Source organism: uncultured Escherichia sp. (assembly GCF_948475835.1).
GTDB lineage: Bacteria > Pseudomonadota > Gammaproteobacteria > Enterobacterales > Enterobacteriaceae > ECMA0423.
In genome coordinates this window covers 14,487-34,674 of sequence record NZ_CAOLGM010000038.1, presented here as the reverse complement: position 1 = coordinate 34,674, position 20,188 = coordinate 14,487, and the positions used below count along the sequence as shown (strand labels likewise).

Annotated in this window: 14 protein-coding genes, 1 tRNA gene and 1 pseudogene; 5 read left to right on the top strand and 11 right to left on the bottom strand. The window is 51.9% G+C overall.

Annotation, left to right across the window (positions count from 1 at the left end):
• From QZF50_RS09740 to QZF50_RS09730, 3 genes and pseudogenes are all read right to left on the bottom strand, one after another.
• Positions 1-240: pseudogene (locus QZF50_RS09740) on the bottom strand (integrase); the annotation flags it as partial.
• 104 nt (positions 241-344) lie between these two features.
• Positions 345-1,526: an integrase arm-type DNA-binding domain-containing protein gene (locus QZF50_RS09735; RefSeq protein ID WP_021537648.1), complete on the bottom strand. Its 1,182-nt coding sequence runs from the start codon at positions 1,524-1,526 to the stop codon at positions 345-347.
• A 299-nt stretch (positions 1,527-1,825) separates the two neighbouring features.
• Positions 1,826-1,920 (bottom strand) — tRNA-Sec (locus QZF50_RS09730).
• A 292-nt stretch (positions 1,921-2,212) separates the two neighbouring features.
• Between QZF50_RS09730 and QZF50_RS09725 the strand changes: the two genes are divergently transcribed.
• Together QZF50_RS09725 and yicI are read left to right on the top strand one after the other, a co-directional pair.
• Positions 2,213-3,595, top strand: a complete 1,383-nt coding sequence (locus QZF50_RS09725; RefSeq protein ID WP_000834439.1) for a glycoside-pentoside-hexuronide family transporter — start codon at positions 2,213-2,215, stop codon at positions 3,593-3,595.
• A gap of 9 nt (positions 3,596-3,604) precedes the next feature.
• Complete coding sequence (gene yicI, locus QZF50_RS09720; protein ID WP_000702903.1) at positions 3,605-5,923, top strand: alpha-xylosidase; 2,319 nt, start codon at positions 3,605-3,607, stop codon at positions 5,921-5,923.
• A gap of 52 nt (positions 5,924-5,975) precedes the next feature.
• Here the strand turns inward: yicI and QZF50_RS09715 are convergent, their stop codons facing one another.
• Together QZF50_RS09715 and xanP are read right to left on the bottom strand one after the other, a co-directional pair.
• Entirely contained in the window at positions 5,976-7,685 is a 1,710-nt protein-coding gene (locus QZF50_RS09715; protein ID WP_001298946.1) for an AsmA family protein, read from the bottom strand.
• Positions 7,686-7,805: 120 nt separating this feature from the next.
• The gene (gene xanP / locus QZF50_RS09710) at positions 7,806-9,197 is read right to left on the bottom strand and encodes a xanthine/proton symporter XanP (RefSeq protein ID WP_001295238.1); all 1,392 of its coding nucleotides are present in this window, start codon (positions 9,195-9,197) and stop codon (positions 7,806-7,808) included.
• Positions 9,198-9,476: 279 nt separating this feature from the next.
• Between xanP and gltS the strand changes: the two genes are divergently transcribed.
• Together gltS and QZF50_RS09700 are read left to right on the top strand one after the other, a co-directional pair.
• Positions 9,477-10,682 carry a sodium/glutamate symporter gene (gene gltS / locus QZF50_RS09705; protein ID WP_000468836.1) on the top strand — a complete coding sequence of 402 codons (1,206 nt, stop codon included), beginning with the start codon at positions 9,477-9,479 and terminating at the stop codon, positions 10,680-10,682.
• A gap of 2 nt (positions 10,683-10,684) precedes the next feature.
• Positions 10,685-11,551, top strand: coding sequence for a hypothetical protein (locus tag QZF50_RS09700; RefSeq protein WP_000747328.1), 867 nt, complete (start codon positions 10,685-10,687; stop codon positions 11,549-11,551).
• Here QZF50_RS09700 and recG read toward each other — a convergent pair.
• From recG to gmk, 5 genes are read right to left on the bottom strand one after another with little or no spacing between them, the layout of a single operon-like run.
• Positions 11,536-13,617: an ATP-dependent DNA helicase RecG gene (gene recG, locus QZF50_RS09695; protein WP_000678436.1), complete on the bottom strand. Its 2,082-nt coding sequence runs from the start codon at positions 13,615-13,617 to the stop codon at positions 11,536-11,538. The two genes, QZF50_RS09700 and recG, sit on opposite strands and share 16 nt — an antisense overlap.
• A gap of 5 nt (positions 13,618-13,622) precedes the next feature.
• A complete protein-coding gene (gene trmH, locus QZF50_RS09690) occupies positions 13,623-14,312 on the bottom strand; it encodes a tRNA (guanosine(18)-2'-O)-methyltransferase TrmH (RefSeq protein ID WP_001070193.1) in 690 nt (229 codons plus the stop codon).
• A 6-nt stretch (positions 14,313-14,318) separates the two neighbouring features.
• Positions 14,319-16,427, bottom strand: a complete 2,109-nt coding sequence (spoT, locus tag QZF50_RS09685; protein ID WP_000280488.1) for a bifunctional GTP diphosphokinase/guanosine-3',5'-bis pyrophosphate 3'-pyrophosphohydrolase — start codon at positions 16,425-16,427, stop codon at positions 14,319-14,321.
• 18 nt (positions 16,428-16,445) lie between these two features.
• A complete protein-coding gene (gene rpoZ, locus QZF50_RS09680) occupies positions 16,446-16,721 on the bottom strand; it encodes a DNA-directed RNA polymerase subunit omega (protein ID WP_000135058.1) in 276 nt (91 codons plus the stop codon).
• Between the two features lie 54 nt (positions 16,722-16,775).
• Positions 16,776-17,399, bottom strand: coding sequence for a guanylate kinase (gmk, locus tag QZF50_RS09675; protein ID WP_001295237.1), 624 nt, complete (start codon positions 17,397-17,399; stop codon positions 16,776-16,778).
• A 257-nt stretch (positions 17,400-17,656) separates the two neighbouring features.
• On the opposite strand from gmk, the gene ligB reads away from it, so the two are divergent.
• Positions 17,657-19,339, top strand: coding sequence for an NAD-dependent DNA ligase LigB (ligB, locus tag QZF50_RS09670; RefSeq protein ID WP_023569027.1), 1,683 nt, complete (start codon positions 17,657-17,659; stop codon positions 19,337-19,339).
• Here the strand turns inward: ligB and QZF50_RS09665 are convergent.
• On the bottom strand, positions 19,336-19,953 hold the full coding sequence (locus QZF50_RS09665; RefSeq protein ID WP_000924289.1) for a trimeric intracellular cation channel family protein: 618 nt from the start codon (positions 19,951-19,953) through the stop codon (positions 19,336-19,338). The genes ligB and QZF50_RS09665 overlap by 4 nt on opposite strands.
• Between the last annotated feature and the right edge of the window lie 235 nt (positions 19,954-20,188).

The window sequence follows — 20,188 nt, the reverse complement described above, 5'->3', positions numbered from 1 at the left end:
CAGCGCACTACATGCCATCGCCCGGAATCCATGACCACAGACTTCTTGGGTTGTGTCATATCCCATAACCCTCAGGGCTTTATTTACGGTATTTTCACTGATTGGTTTACGCGGGTCATGTGTTCCCGTAAAGATCAGACCATTTTCACCAGCCTATGTCTTAAGTTCTGTCAGTAAGGCTACAGCCTGTTTGCTGAGTGGCACAAGGTGTGGTGTTCAAATCCTGGTTCCCCAATGAGAATTCAGGCGGTGTGAGCAAATAAAAAAGAAAACATAAATAAAACCATCCGGCCGTTGGGGCTGGATGGTTATTCATTATTTCTATGTCACTGAACTTTCATTCATCAGATCTGCTCAGAAAGTGAATCAATGTAGTCAGCATACCACTGCATCATTTCACGGCGACCATCCAGATACTGGGCATGATTATAGGTACCTCTGATAGCGTTTTTATCCACATGAGCTAACTGCATTTCAATCCAGGCAGAATTAAAGCCCTGTTCGTGCAGAATTGTACTCATGGTGTGTCTGAAACCGTGCCCTGTGAGTCTTCCCTTATATCCTAGTAATTCAATGACTTGGTTTATGCTTTCCTTACTAATTGGCTTGCGAGGATCGTTCCTACCGATAAAGACCAGAGGATGATGTTTTGAGATTGGTTCAAGTTGCTTAAATAGCGCAATGACCTGCTCAGAGAGCGGCACAATATGAGGTCGCTTCATCTTCATTACTTCTGCCGGGATCTCCCATAATTTTGTCTCAAAATCGATATCCTCCCAGCGTGCGAAACGTAACTCTTGTGTTCGTACACCGGTTAACATAATGATCTGAGTAGCTGCCTTAGTGATGATACTTCCGGTATAACCCGCCAGATCGTTGAGGAAGTGGGGAAGTTCATTAGCAGTAAGAAAGGGAAAATGTACTTTTTTCGGTGTAGCTAAAGCACAGGCAAGATCGGGAGCAGGGTTGTAGTCTGCCCGACCAGTAACAATTGCATAGCGGAACACCTCACCACAGCGCTGCCGGACTTTGCGCATTTTCTCCAGAGCTCCACGTTTTTCCATTTTACGCAGTGCTTCCAGTAACTCCATTGGTTTGATTTCGGCGATAGGGCGTTTGCCAATGTAGGGAAAAATGTCTTTTTCAAAGGTATCAATGATTTCATCACGATAGCGTAATGACCACCGATCGGCTTTTGAATGATGCCATTCGCGAGCAATTGCTTCGAACGTATTTTTCAAACTCATTTGCTGCGCGATTTTTTCTTCTTTTTTTGCCACCCCTGGATCGCCTCCAGCAGTGAGGATTTTCCTGGCTTCGTTGCGTTTTTCACGAGCGTCGGCTAGCGTTACATCGGGGTATACGCCAATAGAAAGCATCTTTTCTTTACCAGCAAAGCGGTACTTCATTCGCCAGTATTTAGAACCATTAGTGTTAATCAGTAGATACATACCGCCGCCATCAGCAAGTTTATAGGGCTTTTCTTTTGGTTTTGCGGTTTTCACTTTAATATCGGTTAATGCCATGACATCCTCCGGCTTTTAATGAATTCATGTTCTTGAGGGGGATTTCTGCCAGTAATTAACCTGATACCCCCAATGCATCCCTTGTATAACAAAGATGTAGTTGAAAGCCGTTGTTATATATCATATTTTCCCAATTATGGGGGTGCTGATATTTCAATAGGAAATAACACCCCCTAAAGCACCCCCAAAAGCAACTTGATACGGGGTGAAGTCGGTTGACTTCTGGATACAAAGGAATCCTGATATACAAGGGATTAGAAGGGAGATATTGACATCGGGAGAGTTCAGAAGATGTTAATTGGCGGAAGATCACAGGAGTCGAACCTGCCCGGGACCGCTGGCGGCCCCAACTGGATTTGAAGTCCAGCCGCCTCACCGGAGACGACGATCTTCCGCGCCTCGATTGCTACATGGAGGCGGGGCGCATTATAGCTACTTCCTTGAGTTTCTACATCCCCCAGATCAGTTTTTTCCGCCTAATACACGCAGCGTATTATCACGAAAGCATTATAGTTCATATAAAACCCATATTTTACAATGATATATGAGCGGAATTAACGCTACCACGATCACATAAAACAAGAATCATAAATTAATAACCAGATATCGGAATATTCGCTCTCACAGGGATGGTTTACAAAATGCGTTATCGGTCTCAGCACCCCTATAGCATCAAGGAAAAGCAGATGAAGAGTGAAGTGTTGTCCGTTAAAGAGAAAATTGGTTATGGCATGGGAGACGCCGCCAGCCACATTATTTTCGATAACGTAATGTTATATATGATGTTCTTTTATACCGATATTTTTGGCATTCCTGCCGGATTTGTCGGAACCATGTTTTTGGTCGCTCGTGCACTGGATGCGATTTCCGATCCTTGCATGGGGTTGTTGGCCGATCGAACGCGCTCTCGCTGGGGTAAATTTCGTCCGTGGGTACTGTTTGGCGCACTGCCATTCGGGATCGTCTGTGTACTGGCCTATAGCACGCCAGATCTCAGTATGAACGGCAAAATGATCTATGCAGCAATTACTTACACCCTACTTACCTTACTTTATACCGTCGTCAATATCCCTTACTGCGCATTGGGTGGTGTAATCACCAATGACCCGACTCAGCGTATCTCGCTGCAATCCTGGCGTTTTGTGCTGGCGACCGCGGGAGGCATGCTTTCTACTGTTCTGATGATGCCACTGGTTAATTTAATTGGCGGTGATAATAAACCACTCGGTTTCCAGGGCGGTATCGCGGTCCTTTCCGTGGTGGCATTCATGATGCTGGCATTTTGTTTCTTCACCACTAAAGAACGCGTTGAAGCACCACCTACAACAACGTCTATGCGGGAAGATTTACGTGATATCTGGCAAAACGACCAGTGGCGGATTGTCGGTTTACTAACCATTTTCAATATCCTGGCGGTGTGCGTACGCGGTGGGGCGATGATGTATTACGTCACATGGATTTTGGGCACGCCGGAAGTGTTTGTCGCTTTTCTCACCACTTATTGCGTGGGTAACCTGATTGGTTCCGCACTGGCAAAACCTCTGACCGACTGGAAATGTAAAGTCACTATCTTCTGGTGGACGAACGCCCTGCTGGCAGTGATTAGCCTCGCGATGTTCTTTGTTCCCATGCAGGCCAGCATCACTATGTTTGTCTTCATCTTCGTGATTGGTGTGTTGCATCAACTGGTGACACCTATCCAGTGGGTAATGATGTCCGATACCGTCGACTACGGCGAGTGGTGCAATGGTAAACGCCTGACCGGGATCAGTTTTGCTGGCACGCTGTTTGTGCTCAAACTGGGGTTGGCCTTCGGCGGCGCTCTTATCGGCTGGATGCTGGCTTATGGCGGATATGATGCGGCAGAAAAAGCGCAGAACAGCGCCACGATTAGCATCATTATTGCGCTATTCACGATTGTTCCGGCGATCTGTTATTTGCTGAGCGCGATTATCGCTAAACGCTACTACTCACTCACGACGCACAATCTGAAAACCGTTATGGAACAGCTGGCTCAGGGTAAACGCCGTTGCCAGCAACAATTCACCTCTCAAGAAGTGCAGAACTAAGGAACGGCAATGAAAATTAGCGATGGAAACTGGTTGATTCAACCTGGCCTCAATTTGATTCACCCGCTTCAGGTGTTCGAGGTTGAACAGCAGGATAATGAAATGGTGGTCTATGCTGCCCCCCGTGATGTGCGTGAACGTACCTGGCAGCTTGATACGCCTTTATTTACGTTGCGCTTTTTCTCCCCACAGGAAGGTATTGTCGGTGTGCGGATTGAGCATTTTCAGGGGGCGCTGAATAACGGTCCTCATTATCCGCTCAATATTTTGCAGGACGTGAAGGTCACAATCGAAAACACAGAACGTTATGCTGAGTTTAAAAGTGGCAACTTAAGCGCGCGTGTCAGCAAAGGTGAGTTCTGGTCACTGGATTTTCTGCGCAACGGCGAACGTATTACCGGTAGTCAGGTGAAAAATAATGGCTACGTGCAGGACACGAATAATCAACGCAATTATATGTTTGAGCGGCTTGATCTTGGCGTTGGCGAAACAGTTTACGGTCTGGGAGAGCGCTTTACTGCCCTGGTGCGCAATGGCCAGACGGTAGAGACCTGGAACCGGGACGGCGGCACAAGTACTGAACAGGCGTATAAAAATATCCCGTTCTACATGACTAACCGTGGTTATGGGGTACTGGTCAATCATCCCCAGTGTGTCTCTTTTGAAGTGGGATCGGAGAAAGTCTCCAAAGTGCAGTTCAGCGTTGAGAGTGAATATCTCGAATACTTTGTTATCGACGGCCCGACGCCGAAAGCGGTACTTGATCGTTATACCCGCTTTACTGGTCGTCCGGCGCTGCCGCCCGCGTGGTCCTTCGGCCTGTGGCTAACCACTTCATTTACCACCAACTACGACGAAGCGACGGTAAACAGCTTTATCGATGGTATGGCGGAACGCAATCTGCCGCTGCATGTTTTCCACTTTGACTGTTTCTGGATGAAAGCCTTCCAGTGGTGCGATTTTGAGTGGGACCCGCTGACTTTCCCTGACCCGGAAGGGATGATCCGCCGCCTGAAAGCGAAAGGACTGAAAATCTGCGTCTGGATTAACCCCTATATCGGTCAAAAATCCCCCGTCTTTAAAGAGTTACAAGAGAAAGGCTATTTACTCAAACGCCCGGACGGTTCGCTATGGCAGTGGGATAAATGGCAGCCAGGTCTGGCGATTTATGACTTTACCAATCCGGATGCCTGCAAATGGTACGCCGACAAACTGAAAGGTCTGGTCGCGATGGGCGTTGATTGCTTTAAGACCGACTTTGGCGAACGTATCCCAACTGATGTTCAGTGGTTTGACGGTTCCGATCCGCAGAAAATGCATAACCATTATGCGTACATCTACAACGAACTGGTGTGGAACGTGCTCAAGGACACCGTTGGTGAGGAAGAAGCTGTCTTGTTTGCCCGCTCGGCCTCCGTCGGTGCGCAGAAATTCCCGGTACACTGGGGTGGCGATTGTTACGCTAACTACGAATCAATGGCGGAAAGCCTGCGCGGTGGTTTGTCTATTGGCCTTTCAGGTTTTGGCTTCTGGAGCCACGATATCGGCGGCTTTGAAAATACCGCTCCGGCGCACGTTTACAAACGCTGGTGCGCGTTTGGTTTGCTCTCCAGCCATAGCCGTTTACACGGTAGCAAATCTTATCGTGTGCCGTGGGCCTACGATGATGAGTCCTGTGATGTGGTGCGCTTCTTCACGCAACTGAAATGCCGCATGATGCCGTATCTGTATCGTGAAGCTGCGCGTGCGAACGCGCGGGGTACGCCGATGATGCGGGCCATGATGATGGAGTTCCCGGACGATCCGGCTTGTGATTACCTTGACCGTCAATACATGTTAGGCGACAACGTGATGGTTGCGCCGGTGTTCACTGAAGCGGGCGATGTGCAGTTCTACCTGCCGGAAGGTCGCTGGACACACCTGTGGCACAACGATGAGCTCGACGGTAGTCGCTGGCATAAACAGCAGCACAGCTTCCTGAGTCTGCCCATTTATGTGCGTGATAACACCCTACTGGCGCTGGGCAACAACGATCAACGTCCCGATTACGTGTGGCACGAAGGCACGGCATTCCACCTCTTTAATCTGCAAGACGGGCATGAAGCCGTCTGTGAAGTGCCCGCTACTGACGGATCGGTGATCTTTACTTTAAAAGCAGCACGTACTGGCAACACGATTACTGTGACTGGTGCGGGCGAGGCGAAGAACTGGACGCTGTGCCTGCGCAATGTTGTGAAAGTAAATGGTCTGCAAGACGGTTCGCAGGCTGAAAGTGAGCAGGGGCTGGTGGTGAAGCCTCAAGGGAATGCGCTGACAATTACGTTGTAATCTATTGATGGAATGCCGGGTACGTCTGAGTCGTACCCGGCGAGATTGATGTTTACCGCACCGGCTCCGTCGATGTAACTTCACCGCTGGAAACGATGCCAGCATTCATGGTTTGAGTCACTTGCTGCTTTGCGGCGTTCACGGCATGCAATTGCCCGCTAACCGTAGGTTTCAACGGGACATTGGCCTGAATATCGCCACTGGCGGTAAGCTGAATATTGCCGTCGCCAGTCAACGGTAATTTAGGCCATCCCCACTGTTGCAAAATATTCACCGGCACACCGCGTCCATTCAGGCTGATATGTGTCTGACGTTGTGGCGTTTGTGAAACACTGGCGGTGGCTTCCAGAATGCCTTTTTCAGTAAATGCACTCAGTTCGCTGATATTCACCGTGCTGCTGTTGGCGGTCAGCGCCAGCGACGGGCGACGAACATCAACACGATTGAATGTCGCGGCGGCGGCATTCAGATTCGCCGAGCCACTCCAGACGCCCCATTTATGATCGGTAACCAGCGTCAGGTTGGCACCGTAACCATCGAGCGCGGTGAGCTGCCACGGGAAGTCAGGGTCGATATCAATGATCAGATTGCGGCTGGCGCTAAATCTCTTCAGTTGCAGGCTGTTTAACCAACCGGGTGTCGTTTCCATCCACAACTGTTGCCAGTTTTTCGGCAAGGTATATTCCAGCCCGGCAATTGCCGCATCATCAAGGATCAACGTTTTCCCGTCACGCAGCCAGTTCCCTGACGTTCTGACCATACCCCCTTCCCAGCGGCTGGTGAACTGGCGCAGCGCTACGCCCTGCGGGGAAAATTCCGCGTTTATAATCGGGTCAAATAAATGCAGCGAACCATAAATGAACTCGCTAGCGTTCATCGACAGTTTGCCTTCTTGTGTCTGCCAGTCATCTTTACTGAAGGTCATGTTGCGCAAGCTGAGATCGAGGTCGGTCACCGCCCAGTCCGGACCTTGCAAACGAGCATCGATCACTTCCAGGCGACCAATCTGCAACGACGGGACAGAGCGTAATGGCGCAAAGAAGTCGGTTAGCGATTTTTCGCTTTGTAGACGGATATCCGCCATGCGCAGATTTTCCACTTGCCAGCTGCCGTCGGCGTTACGCTGCGCGTTTCCGGTTAATGTCCCGCGGGCGATGTCGGCACCCAGGTTAGTCAGCGTAACGCGATCGTTATCAATACTGCCTTCAATCAGTACATTGGTGGCAGGAACATCATTGAGCGAAAGCGATCCGGCACTAAACTGAATCTGCGCCTTCGTACCCAGCACTTTACCGGCTTCTGGTGACCACGGAACCACGCCGCCATTTACCCGCTGCGCGCTCAGTTTCCATTCGCTATTCGGGCTATTAAACGCCATATCACGCAGTTGCAGACGATCGGCTTTGAACGGTAGCGGCGCGGTCTGGTCGGTGAGATTCAGCGTCCCGTTTTCCAGCAGGATGGTATCGACATGGCGTGGTTCGGTCAGTTGCCGACTGCTTAGCGCAATGTCGACACTTTTTGCCACCAGGGTCGCGGGCTGACCATCACGACCAAACGTGACGTTCTCCAGCACGATATGAGATGGCGCGGAAAAACGGTGATCCATCGCCCCGAAGGCCAGATGATAGTCGCTATTCTCGGAAACCCATGCGCTGATATGTTCTGCTCCCCAGCGGGTTTGCAGAAGAAAATAGAGGCCAGCGATCACCACTAACAGAGCGATGAGAATGTAGAGAAGCAGCTTCCCAATAAATTTCATGGTCTTCCATCCCGTGAAATGCACATAAGGGAGTTATGCACGATTTACGCGCAATCCTCAAGGCGGGAATGGTGAAAGAGGTGAGACTGCGGCGGTAATTATCTTACCGCCGCCAGTGAATTACTGTTTTTCTGGTGGGAAAATCAGATTCAGCACGATGGCAGTAATACCGCCCGCGGCGATCCCGGAGGAGAGCAGGTTTTTCAGCCATTCAGGGGCAAACTGCAAAATCAGCGGCTGCTGAGACACGCCCAGACCAACCGCCAGCGACAGCGCGATAATCAGAATCGCCCGACGGTTCAGCGGCTCACGAGAAACGATACGCACACCGGAGGCGGCGATGGTGCCAAACATTACAAGCGTTGCGCCGCCCAGAACCGGTTCTGGAATGTGTTGTACAAAACCGCTCACTGCCGGGAACAGACCCAGCACGATCAACATCAGCGCGACGACAAAACCGACATAGCGGCTGGCAACACCAGTCAACTGGATCACTCCGTTGTTTTGCCCGAAGCAGGAGTTCGGGAAGGTGTTAAACACCGCCGAAACAAACGAGTTCAGGCCGTTTGCCAGCACGCCGCCTTTCAGGCGTTTCATGTACAGCGGACCGGACACTGGCTGTTCGGAAACGTCAGAGGTCGCCGTGATATCGCCAATGGTTTCCAGCGAAGTGATCATAAAGACCAGCATCAGCGGCAGCAGCAGACTCCATTCAATGCCAAGACCGTAATAGAGCGGCGTTGGCACCATAATCAGTTCTTGCGTCATCGGTTCGTTGCTTTCTGGCAACATGCCCATAAACCACGCCAGCGCATATCCGGCCGCCATCGCAATCACCAGTGAGGCCACGCGTAAGTAAGGGTTACGTTGACGGTTAAGCAGGATAATTAAGGCTAAGACCACGCCTGCCAGCAGCAGATTTTTCGGTGCGCCGAAGGTGTTATCGCTCATGGCTGCGTAACCGCCGCCAATGGACGTTAACCCAACCTGAATTAGCGACAGGCCGATAATCATCACCACAACGCCAGAAACCAGCGGCGTAATAATGCGGCGCGCCAGATGCAGAACGCGGGAGATCACCATCTCGGTGCAACTTGCCAGCATCAACGTGCCGAACAAAGCCGCCATCATGGTAGGAACATCAGCACCACCGGTTTTCAGCGCGGTACCGCCCATAATCAGCGGGGCAACAAAGTTGAAGCTGGTGCCCTGAATAGACAACAGCCCGGAGCCAACCGGACCCCAGGCCTTAATTTGAATAATCGATGCCACACCGGAGGCAAACAGCGACATACTAATAATGTGTTGCGTGTCTTGTGCCGGTAAACCCAGCGCCTGGCAGATTAATAGCGCTGGCGTGATCACCGCAACGAACATCGCCAGCAGATGCTGACAGGCGGCAAACAGGGTTTGAGGAAGCGGCGGACGATCTTCAAGACGGTAAATCAGTTCGCTGTTTTGAGTCTGCGCAACCGGTTGCGCATTTTCTGACTCGAGGGTGGAAACAGACATCGAAAACAATCCCGTGGTAGCAAAGCGGGCATTTTAGCTGACCGAAAGAGAAAAGCAAACGTTTGCCACATCCTCATCTAAATATTTAAATGAGATAAATGCACTTTTTTATATAACTTTTGGTATTTTTCTGCTTAAAATCCATGCCATTTGTTCATTAACAGCTGAGAATTTGACCCAGGAAAGCATAACTCGATACCCGTCATAGTTCATGAAGTTGCCACTGCGCGATGAAGTATGACGAGTATGAAAGAGTGATGCGGATACAAAGGAGTAACTATGTTTCATCTCGATACTTTAGCAACGCTTGTTGCCGCAACGCTGACGTTGCTGCTCGGGCGTAAGTTGGTCCATTCCGTCTCCTTTTTGAAGAAATACACCATACCGGAACCTGTTGCGGGTGGTTTGTTGGTGGCGCTGGCGCTACTAGTACTGAAAAAAAGCATGGGCTGGGAAGTCAACTTTGATATGTCCCTGCGCGATCCGTTAATGCTGGCTTTCTTCGCCACCATTGGCCTGAACGCCAACATTGCCAGTTTGCGTGCCGGTGGGCGTGTGGTTGGCATCTTCTTGATTGTGGTTGTTGGTCTGTTGGTGATGCAAAATGCCATTGGCATTGGTATGGCTAGCCTGTTAGGGCTTGATCCGCTGATGGGGCTGTTGGCCGGTTCTATTACGCTTTCCGGCGGTCACGGTACGGGCGCTGCGTGGAGTAAATTGTTCATTGAACGTTATGGCTTCACCAATGCGACGGAAGTGGCGATGGCCTGTGCAACGTTCGGTCTGGTGCTGGGCGGCTTGATTGGCGGTCCGGTGGCGCGCTATCTGGTGAAACACTCCACCACGCCGAACGGTATTCCGGATGACCAGGAAGTCCCGACGGCGTTTGAAAAGCCGGATGTGGGACGCATGATCACCTCGCTGGTGCTGATTGAAACTATCGCGCTGATTGCTATCTGCCTGACGGTGGGGAAAATTGTTGCGCAACTTTTGGCTGGCACTGCTTTTGAACTGCCGACCTTCGTCTGTGTACTGTTTGTTGGCGTGATTCTGAGCAACGGTCTGTCAATGATGGGCTTTTACCGCGTCTTTGAGCGTGCGGTATCCGTGCTGGGTAACGTAAGCCTGTCGTTGTTCCTGGCGATGGCGCTGATGGGGCTGAAACTGTGGGAGCTGGCTTCGCTGGCGCTGCCGATGCTGGCGATTCTGGTGGTACAGACCATCTTCATGGCGTTGTATGCCATCTTCGTTACCTGGCGCATGATGGGCAAAAACTACGATGCGGCAGTGCTGGCTGCGGGTCACTGTGGTTTTGGCCTCGGTGCAACGCCAACGGCAATCGCCAACATGCAGGCGATCACTGAACGCTTTGGCCCGTCGCACATGGCGTTTTTGGTGGTGCCGATGGTCGGTGCGTTCTTTATCGATATCGTCAATGCGCTGGTGATTAAGCTGTATTTAATGTTGCCGATTTTTGCCGGTTAAAAATGAAAAAGCGTCGGAAGGAACCGGAAACGCTACGTGAACACTGTCGCCATATTTTTGGTGATGAGCCGCCAGTGCTCTGTGTATGGGAAACGGAATTTGATTACGCAGATGCCGAACTCAAGGCGCTGGCGGCTAAAGAGTGGCAGCAGATCAGCGAACGGGATTTGAGTGCTTACTATGTACTCAATCTCGTTTATAACGAACCGATGCAAATAGAGTTGTTTCGCTATCTGTTTCCGCTCTGCCTGGCGCAATGGCATGAAACCGTTTTAGCTGGCGGTTATGGTGATCACTTCGAAGAATCCTTAATGAAGGCATTGTGTCGACCCTATCTCTGGCAGGAGATGATGAATGCTTCCCAACGCCAGCAGGTACGGCAATTTTTACTGGACACCGCGTTGCAGCGTATGGATAACGAGCGTGGTTTCAATAACGTTCTTTGCTGGCTGGCGGTGTTCAATACTCTGGGTGGGGCCGCGCCGTTAATTCGTTCTCTCTGGTCACGCTGGTGGGCGCTGGATACGCCAGGAAAAGCGGTGTGTGCTATTCAGTATGCCGCGCATCTAATTTATCCCATAGAAGCCAATCCGTTATGGTCGCAAGAATGGATAGGCTGGGGGCATCCATTAGGCCATAAAGATGGCTGGTCCTCTGATAATCGCGCTTTTCTTCGCCAAATGTTAACACCTGAAATGATTGTGGCTGGCGTACAGGCAGCGGCTGAAATTCTGCGTGGTGAACCGGAAGGCGCAATGGCGGCGCGAATTGCACAGGATGCGTATGAGGCAATGGATATCCTCACTATCCAGATTGAAGATTTACTGCGTGACTTGTCTTGTGATGAGTCTGGTCATGCGTTGGAGTAACGTTCCGTCTCCGGCATCCAGCGTTCTATCAGGGCTTTTGCTTGTTGTGGGTAACGTTCGTGAATATGTCGCGCCAGGCGCTGAACTTCCGGGATCATCGCCTGATCGCGCAGTAAATCCGCCACTTTAAACTCAGCATTACCCGTCTGACGCGTACCTAACAGTTCACCCGGTCCGCGAATCTCTAAGTCTTTCTGTGCAATCACAAAACCGTCGTTGCTGTCGCGCAGCACTTGCAGCCGAATTTGCGCGGTTTTGGAGAGCGGCGTTTTGTAGAGCAGCACGCAGTGAGAAGCCACCGCACCACGACCTACACGCCCGCGAAGCTGGTGTAACTGCGCCAGACCCAGACGCTCCGGGTTTTCGATAATCATCAGACTGGCGTTAGGCACATCAACGCCGACTTCAATAACGGTTGTGGCAACCAGCAGGTGTAGCTCACCTTGTTTAAACGACGCCATCACCGCCTGTTTCTCGGCAGGTTTCATCCGCCCGTGTACCAGGCCAACGTTCAACTCTGGTAGCGCCAGTTTCAACTCTTCCCAGGTAGCTTCCGCCGCCTGCGCTTCCAGCAATTCCGACTCTTCAATCAACGTACAAACCCAGTACGCCTGACGACCTTCAGTTATGCAGGCGTGGCGCACGCGGTCAATGATGTCGGTACGGCGGGTATCAGGAATAGCGACCGTAGTCACTGGCGTGCGGCCTGGCGGCAGCTCATCTATCACCGAGGTATCGAGATCGGCATACGCCGTCATTGCCAGCGTGCGGGGGATCGGCGTGGCGGTCATGATCAACTGATGCGGATGGAAGCCTTGCTGCTGGCCTTTCTCCCATAACGCCAGACGCTGATGCACGCCAAAGCGATGTTGTTCGTCGATAATCACCAGCGCCAGACCGTTAAACTGCACCTGTTCCTGGAAGATGGCGTGCGTACCAACAATCATCTGCACCTGACCGCTGGCGATGGCTTCCTGCTGAGACAGTCGCGCTTTGCCTTTCTGCTTACCGGCGAGCCAGCCCACTTCGATACCGAGCGGTTCAAACCAGTTGCGGAAGTTATTGGCGTGCTGTTCGGCGAGTAATTCGGTTGGTGCCATCAATGCCACCTGTTTGCCGTGGGCAATCGCACGCAGCGCGGCGAGGGCGGCGACCAGCGTTTTACCGGAACCTACATCGCCCTGTACCAGGCGCATCATCGGCACATCCAGCGCCATATCGCGCTCGATCTCCGCCACTACGCGTGCCTGTGCGCCCGTTGGCTTGAACGGTAAGGCTGCGAGGAGTTTATTTTTCAGCGCATCATTGGCGCTCAGCGGCTGGGCATGAAAACGCTGTGCTCCGGCACGTAAGGCTAACATGCTGAGGTTGTGCGCCAGCAGTTCTTCCAGAATCAGACGACGTTGCGCCGGATGCTGCCCGGTTTCCAGATCGCTAAGCTGTAGCGTCGGTGGCGGGCGGTGCAAAGTGCGCAACGCTTCCGGTAGCGTCATCATTCCTTGTGACAGTTCCGGCGGCAGGAGTTCTTCAATGGCGCAGGTGTCGAGCAGATCCAGCGCCTGGTCGGTTAATTTACGCAGCGTGGCCTGCTTTACGCCTTCCGTTGTTGGATAAACCGGCGTGAGCGTTTCCTGTAATTCTGGCGTGCTGAGATCGCCCTGCACGCGGTATTCCGGGTGGATCATCTCCGCACCATATTTACCGCGCTTTGCTTCGCCATAAGCCAGTACACGGCGGCCCGTCGCCAGGCTATTTTTCATTGCCGCGCTGAAATTGAAAAAGCGCATGGTGAGGATGCCGGAACCGTCGCTGATCTGGCAGGTCATCATCCGCCGACCGCCGAAGGAGATATTGCAGTTCAGCACTTCGCCTTCCACCGTGGCATAAACGCCCGGCAGTAGTTCTCCGATGGGGTAGAGATGGGTGCGATCTTCGTAGCGCAGGGGAAGGTGTAAGAGTAGATCCTGCACGGTATGCAGGTTGATTTTCGCCAGTTTGTTACTAAGTGCTGCGCCAACGCCCGTTAGGGAACTGAGTGGGACAGCATCTAACAGGCGACCTTTCATGGCACTTACCCTGCAGCCTGCATAGTAGCCCACCAGTCGGCATCAGCTTCGATCTCGCCTTGCTGATTGACGTGGGGATAAGGCAGGCCTTTGCGTTTTGCGACTTTCGCCAGCACCGGATAGCCGCCTTCAAACAACAGGCGTTGTTGCTCTGCTTCCGGCAACATGCTGTTTTCACGCAGGTACATGCCTGCATTTTGCCGCTGACGCTGGGCTTCGTAAAGAATGAGGGCTGAGGCAACGGAAACATTCAGCGACTGCACCATGCCGATCATCGGAATGATGATGTCCTGATCCGCCAGGGCCAATGCTTCCTGCGTGATGCCCGTTTTCTCCTGTCCCATCAAAATGCAGGTCGGGCGAGTGTAATCAATTTCGCGGAAATCGACAGCGTTATCAGAAAGATGGGTTGCCAGAATCTGCATGCCCCGGCCTTTGAGATGAGCGACGGCATCGCCAATGGTGCGGTGTGTTTTCACCTGTACCCAGCTGTTACTACCCGCCGCTGCCGAAGCCATGGTGCGCATGCGGCTACCAGGCCAGACGGCGTGAACTTCATGTACGCCAACGGCATCTGCGGTACGAATAATCGCAGAAACGTTATGAGGTTTGTGGACCTGCTCCATGCAGACGGTCAGATCAGGCTGCCGCCTGGCGAGCATTTCGCAGATGCGTGCATAACGTGTTGGGTTCATAAAACATTAATTTCGGTTTCGGGTGACTTTAATCACGTCTGGCATCACGCGGATTTTGCGCATGATATTCGCCAGATGCACACGGTCACGGGCGGTCAGACGAATAAAGGCGCTGTAGACGCGACCATCTTTCTCTTCCGTATTCAAACTTTGAATATTCGAAGTCGTGGTGTTAATTGCCGCCGTCAGGTTTGCCAGCGCGCCCTGATGATTGAACATCTCCACCTTGATTTCGGTGATGAACTCCTGCGCCGTCTCTTTATCCCATTCCACAGCCATAAACTTCTCTGGCTCTTTCTGGTAGCCACGGATGTTACGGCAGGATTCATGGTGGATCACCAGACCTTTACCGGGGCTGACGTGGGCGATAATCGGGTCGCCAGGAATAGGGCGGCAGCATTTCGCAAAGGTGATCAGCACGCCATCGGCACCTTTAATGGGCAGATGTCCGTGGCTTTGGGTTGCCGGTGGAATGGAGGCGTCCCCATGTTGCAGATTTTTCGCGACCACCACGCTCATTGCGTTACCAAGTCCGATTTCTGCCAGCAGATCGTCAAGCGTTGCCAGCTTCATGCGATCCAGCTCGCGCTGAATATTTTCCTGCGGGATTTCATTGAGCTTACGGCTACCACCCAAAGCATGGTTGAGCAGACGACGGCCCAGGCTTACAGAATCATCACGCTTGAGGTTTTTCAGCAACTGACGAATTTTGGCGCGCGCTTTTGAGCTAACGACAAAGTTCAGCCACGCGGCATTCGGGCGAGCGCCCGGTGCGGTAATGATTTCAACGGTTTGACCGCTGGTAAGCGGCTGCGACAGCGGGTAAGGCTGGCGGTCAACGCGTGCGCCCACGCAGGCATGACCGATATCGGTATGCACTGCATAAGCGAAGTCGACGGGCGTTGCACCGGCAGGCAGCTCGACAATTCGCCCTTCCGGTGTGAAAACGTAAATCTCATCCGGGAAGAGATCGGATTTAACGCTCTCGATAAATTCAAACGAACTACCGGCGCTCTGTTGCAGCTCCAGCAGGCTTTGCATCCAGCGCTGGGCGCGGATTTGTGCGGTAGTACTGGTTTCGCCGTGCTCTTTATAAGCCCAGTGCGCGGCAACACCCATCTCCGCCATCTGATCCATATCTTCGGTACGGATCTGGACCTCAACCGGCACGCCGTGCGGGCCAATCATCGAGGTGTGCAACGACTGATAGCCGTTCGCTTTAGGAATGGCGATATAGTCTTTCACGCGACCCGGACGCGGCTTGTACAGGCTATGCATTTGCCCGAGCACGCGATAACAGGTGTCAGAATCATTGACGATCACGCGGAAAGCGTAGATGTCCATGATTGAGTGAAAACGCTGCTCTTTGAGCACCATTTTGCAGTAAATCGAATAAAGATGCTTTTCGCGACCACTGACGCGGCACGGTATTCCCGCTTCCTGCAAACGCCCTTCGATTTCAGAGAGGATTTTTTGGATCATCTCTTTACGGTTGCCGCGCGCGGCTTTCACCACTTCTTTAATTACGCGGTAACGATTGGGATACAGCGCCTCAAAACCCAGCTCTTCGAGTTCGGTTTTAATGTGGTGGATACCTAAACGGTGCGCCAGCGGGCTATAAATTTCGAGAGTTTCACGGGCGATGCGGCGACGTTTGTCCGGGCGAAGTGAGCCCAGCGTGCGCATGTTGTGGGTACGGTCGGCAAGTTTGATGAGGATGACGCGGATATCCTGCACCATCGCCATAATCATCTTGCGAAAGTTTTCGGCCTGCGCCTCTTTCTTATCGCGGAACTTGAGTTTATCAAGTTTCGACACCCCCTCTACCAGCTCGGCGACGCTTTTACCAAAAAGCTGTTCCATATCCTGGTAGGTGGCGGGAGTATCTTCAATCACGTCATGCAGCAGCGCCGCCATCAGCGTTTCATAGTCGAGTTTCATCTCGGCCAGAATGCAGGCAACCGCTACCGGGTGCGTGATATAGGGTTCACCGCTTGAACGTGTTTGCCCCTCGTGAGCATCACGTGCAACGAGATACGCCTGCCGCAGACGCTTGATTTGGTCTTCCGGCAGGTAGGTTTGAATCAGTTGATTCAGGCTTTCAAACAGATACAAGGGCGACCCGCTTTGTGATTAACGACGACCTTCAGCAATAGCGGTAACGGCTTGTAATTCAGCGGCTTCCTGCTCTTGCTGTTCCTGGCGTTCGCGAACGTCGAGGATCTGGTTGTTGATCAGACCTTCTTCGATTTCGCGCAGCGCGATTACAGTGGTTTTATCGTTTTCTTCCGGTACCAGCGGATCCTTTCCGCCTACCTGCATCTGACGAGCGCGACGCGCGGCGACCAGTACCAGGTCAAAACGGTTACCAATTTTCTCTACAGCGTCCTGAACAGTTACGCGTGCCATACTTAAAAAGCTCCACAGGTGAAGAAATGACTGGGCATGATACTGAAATCAGGTTCAGTCTGCCAACAATTTGCTGATTAAAGCGTCATGACGCTGCTTTTGGCGGCTCATGCGCAGACGTTCGGCGCGAATAATGGTCTTCAAATCGGTCAACGCGGTATCGAAGTCATCATTCACAATCAGATAATCATATTCGGCGTAATGGCTCATTTCTGCAACAGCTTGCGCCATACGCTTTGCAATGACCTCTTCGCTGTCCTGACCGCGACCGCGTAGACGGCGGTCCAGTTCAATTTTGGACGGCGGTAAAATAAAGATACTCCGCGCGTGCGGCATCTTCTGGCGAATTTGCTGCGCACCCTGCCAGTCGATATCGAGAAAAACATCGACACCGGTCGCCAGTACTTGCTCAATGGCCTCACGCGAAGTGCCATAGTAATTACCAAAAACTTCTGCGTGTTCGAGGAACGCATCTCTGCTAATCATTTCTTTAAATTCATCATGATTAACAAAGAAATAATGTTCACCGTGGACTTCACCAGGACGCGGTTGGCGTGTGGTGTGTGAAACAGAAACCTGGGTGTCATACAACGGTTGGGTTTTTAATAAAGCCTGAATCAGGCTGGATTTACCCGCGCCACTGGGGGCAGAAACAATATAAAGCGTGCCTTGAGCCATGAGTATCTTTCGTATGTGATTAGCGAAATAAAGCCTACATACGAGCTTATTATACACGGCGCGGCCATGTGACGTAGCCCTTGCTCACACTTTTTGCGCAAAGTTGTTGCGTTTTGCGTAGCTGTTTCCGCATTTGCCTGTGATTTACTGCAATAAAGACGATTCTCAGGAAGCGTCCTCGCAGACTCCGTTTTTGCCACTCGGCTTTGCCTTCACCACGTTGTATATCTGCCAGCCTGACTACAGCGGAGGTGAAGATGAAAGTATGGATGGCGATATTAATAAGTATCTTGTGCTGGCAATCATCTGTGTGGGCGGTCTGTCCGGCCTGGTCGCCAGCCAGAGCACAGGAAGAAATTTTCCGCCTGCAACAGCAAATAAAACAGTGGGACGATGACTACTGGAAGGAAGGAAAAAGTGAGGTGGAAGACGGTGTTTACGATCAGTTAAGCGCCCGTCTTACGCAGTGGCAACGCTGCTTTGTGAGCGAGCCCCGCGACGTGATGATGCCGCCTTTAAATGGTGCGGTTATGCATCCGGTTGCCCATACGGGTGTACGCAAAATGGCGGATAAAAACGCATTAAGTCTGTGGATGCGAGAACGTAGCGATCTTTGGGTGCAGCCAAAAGTTGATGGCGTTGCGGTAACCCTGGTTTATCGGGACGGGAAACTGAACAAAGCAATCAGTCGCGGTAATGGCCTGAAAGGCGAGGACTGGACGCAGAAAGTTAGCTTAATTTCCGCTGTGCCGCAAACCGTTAGCGGGCCTTTAGCCAACAGTACGCTTCAGGGGGAAATATTTCTCCAGCGCGAGGGGCATATCCAACAACAAATGGGGGGAATAAATGCCCGCGCAAAAGTTGCTGGCCTGATGATGCGCCAGGGGAATAGCGACACGCTAAACTCACTGGCTGTTTTTGTCTGGGCATGGCCGGATGGACCGCAGTTAATGACCGATCGTTTAAAGGAGCTGGCTACCGCAGGTTTTACTCTAACGCAGACGTATACCCGTGCGGTGAAAAATGCTGATGAGGTTGAGCGCGTACGCAATGAGTGGTGGAAAGCGAAATTACCCTTCGTCACCGATGGCGTGGTTGTGCGAGGGGCTAAGGAACCCGAATCCCGTCATTGGCTACCGGGCCAGGCGGAGTGGCTGGTGGCCTGGAAATATCAACCTGTAGCTCAGGTTGCCGAAGTGAAGGCGATTCAGTTTGCGGTGGGTAAGAGCGGTAAAATATCGGTGGTTGCGTCACTCGCACCTGTCATGCTGGATGATAAAAAAGTCCAGCGGGTGAATATTGGTTCCGTCAGGCGCTGGCAGGAGTGGGATATTGCGCCTGGTGATCAGATCCTCGTCAGCCTTGCCGGTCAGGGTATTCCTCGCATTGATGATGTGGTCTGGCGCGGTGCAGAACGTACAAAACCGACACCACCAGAAAACCGCTTTAACTCGTTGACCTGCTACTTTGCTTCTGATGTTTGTCAGGAACAGTTCATTTCACGCTTAGTCTGGCTGGGGTCAAAACAGGTTCTGGGGCTGGATGGCATTGGTGAGGCCGGCTGGCGCGCGCTGCATCAGACTCATCGCTTTGAGCATATCTTTTCCTGGCTTTTATTAACGCCAGAGCAATTACAGAACACGCCGGGGATCGCGAAAAGTAAAAGTGCGCAGTTATGGCATCAGTTTAATCTGGCTCGTAAGCAGCCTTTTACTCGCTGGGTGATGGCAATGGGAATACCGCTAACCCGGGCGGCGCTTAATGCCAGTGATGAACGGTCCTGGTCGCAACTTTTATTTAGCACGGAGCAGTTCTGGCAGCAGCTGCCGGGGACTGGATCGGGGCGCGCCAGACAGGTTATTGAATGGAAGGAAAATGCGCAAATCAAGAAGCTGGGCAGTTGGCTGGCTGCCCAGCAGATCACAGGTTTTGAACCTTAGTGACCTTCGTGGCTGTAGTAAAAGACCGGTAATCCCAGCTTAAGGCGTAGCGCCAGTAAGCGGGCAAAAAAGCCGAATACCAGGGTGGAGATAATCACCACATCATGGTTAGAAACATAGTGTTGCAGCGCGATGTACAGCACGGCGGAGGCAAATGAGACACCGGCATACAACTCTTTCTGGAATACCAGTGGGATGCGTTTACAGAACATATCGCGCAAAACGCCGCCAAACACGCCGGTGGTTACCGCCGCGACAACGGCAATAATTGGGCCGTGCCCCATATCCAGTGCAACCTGTGCGCCGATGATAGAAAAGACCACCAGTCCGAGCGCATCGAGCACCAGAAACACTTTGCGCAGGTAAGGCATTACAGGAGCAACGATAGTGGTGAGTACTGCGGCGGTAGCGACGATAATCACATATTCCGGGTGTTTGACCCAGCCGAGCGGATAGTGGCCCAGCAGAATATCGCGCACTGACCCTCCGCCAATTGCGGTGGCGGTCGCAATAATAATTACGCCAAATGTATCCATGCGCCGTCGTCCGGCCGCCAGCGCCCCCGTCATGGCTTCGGCAGTGATGCCAACCAAATACAAAATGTGTAACAGCATGGTTCTCTCCCTAAAAATCTGTCTGGCAGGGTAGCGATTTGTGCGTATTGTCACGATTGAGATTTTTTAAGGTGAGAGGAAATTGATAACTTGTATTTATGTGAAATCGCTATTTTCTGTAGCGTAGATGCATTCTTCTGACTTCTTGTCTGAGAAAATGCATAAGAAAAAATAGGTTAAAATTGAGGGGTGGAAAAGAAAGGTGCAATGTTTAGCCATTGTGTTCACCGCACCT

Coding starts and splice junctions, on each gene's coding strand:
- QZF50_RS09735 (WP_021537648.1), bottom strand. CDS start 1,526: ATGGCATTAACCGATATTAAAGTGAAAACCGCAAAACCAAAAGAAAAG.
- QZF50_RS09725 (WP_000834439.1), top strand. CDS start 2,213: ATGAAGAGTGAAGTGTTGTCCGTTAAAGAGAAAATTGGTTATGGCATG.
- yicI (WP_000702903.1), top strand. CDS start 3,605: ATGAAAATTAGCGATGGAAACTGGTTGATTCAACCTGGCCTCAATTTG.
- QZF50_RS09715 (WP_001298946.1), bottom strand. CDS start 7,685: ATGAAATTTATTGGGAAGCTGCTTCTCTACATTCTCATCGCTCTGTTA.
- xanP (WP_001295238.1), bottom strand. CDS start 9,197: ATGTCTGTTTCCACCCTCGAGTCAGAAAATGCGCAACCGGTTGCGCAG.
- gltS (WP_000468836.1), top strand. CDS start 9,477: ATGTTTCATCTCGATACTTTAGCAACGCTTGTTGCCGCAACGCTGACG.
- QZF50_RS09700 (WP_000747328.1), top strand. CDS start 10,685: ATGAAAAAGCGTCGGAAGGAACCGGAAACGCTACGTGAACACTGTCGC.
- recG (WP_000678436.1), bottom strand. CDS start 13,617: ATGAAAGGTCGCCTGTTAGATGCTGTCCCACTCAGTTCCCTAACGGGC.
- trmH (WP_001070193.1), bottom strand. CDS start 14,312: ATGAACCCAACACGTTATGCACGCATCTGCGAAATGCTCGCCAGGCGG.
- rpoZ (WP_000135058.1), bottom strand. CDS start 16,721: ATGGCACGCGTAACTGTTCAGGACGCTGTAGAGAAAATTGGTAACCGT.
- gmk (WP_001295237.1), bottom strand. CDS start 17,399: ATGGCTCAAGGCACGCTTTATATTGTTTCTGCCCCCAGTGGCGCGGGT.
- ligB (WP_023569027.1), top strand. CDS start 17,657: ATGAAAGTATGGATGGCGATATTAATAAGTATCTTGTGCTGGCAATCA.
- QZF50_RS09665 (WP_000924289.1), bottom strand. CDS start 19,953: ATGCTGTTACACATTTTGTATTTGGTTGGCATCACTGCCGAAGCCATG.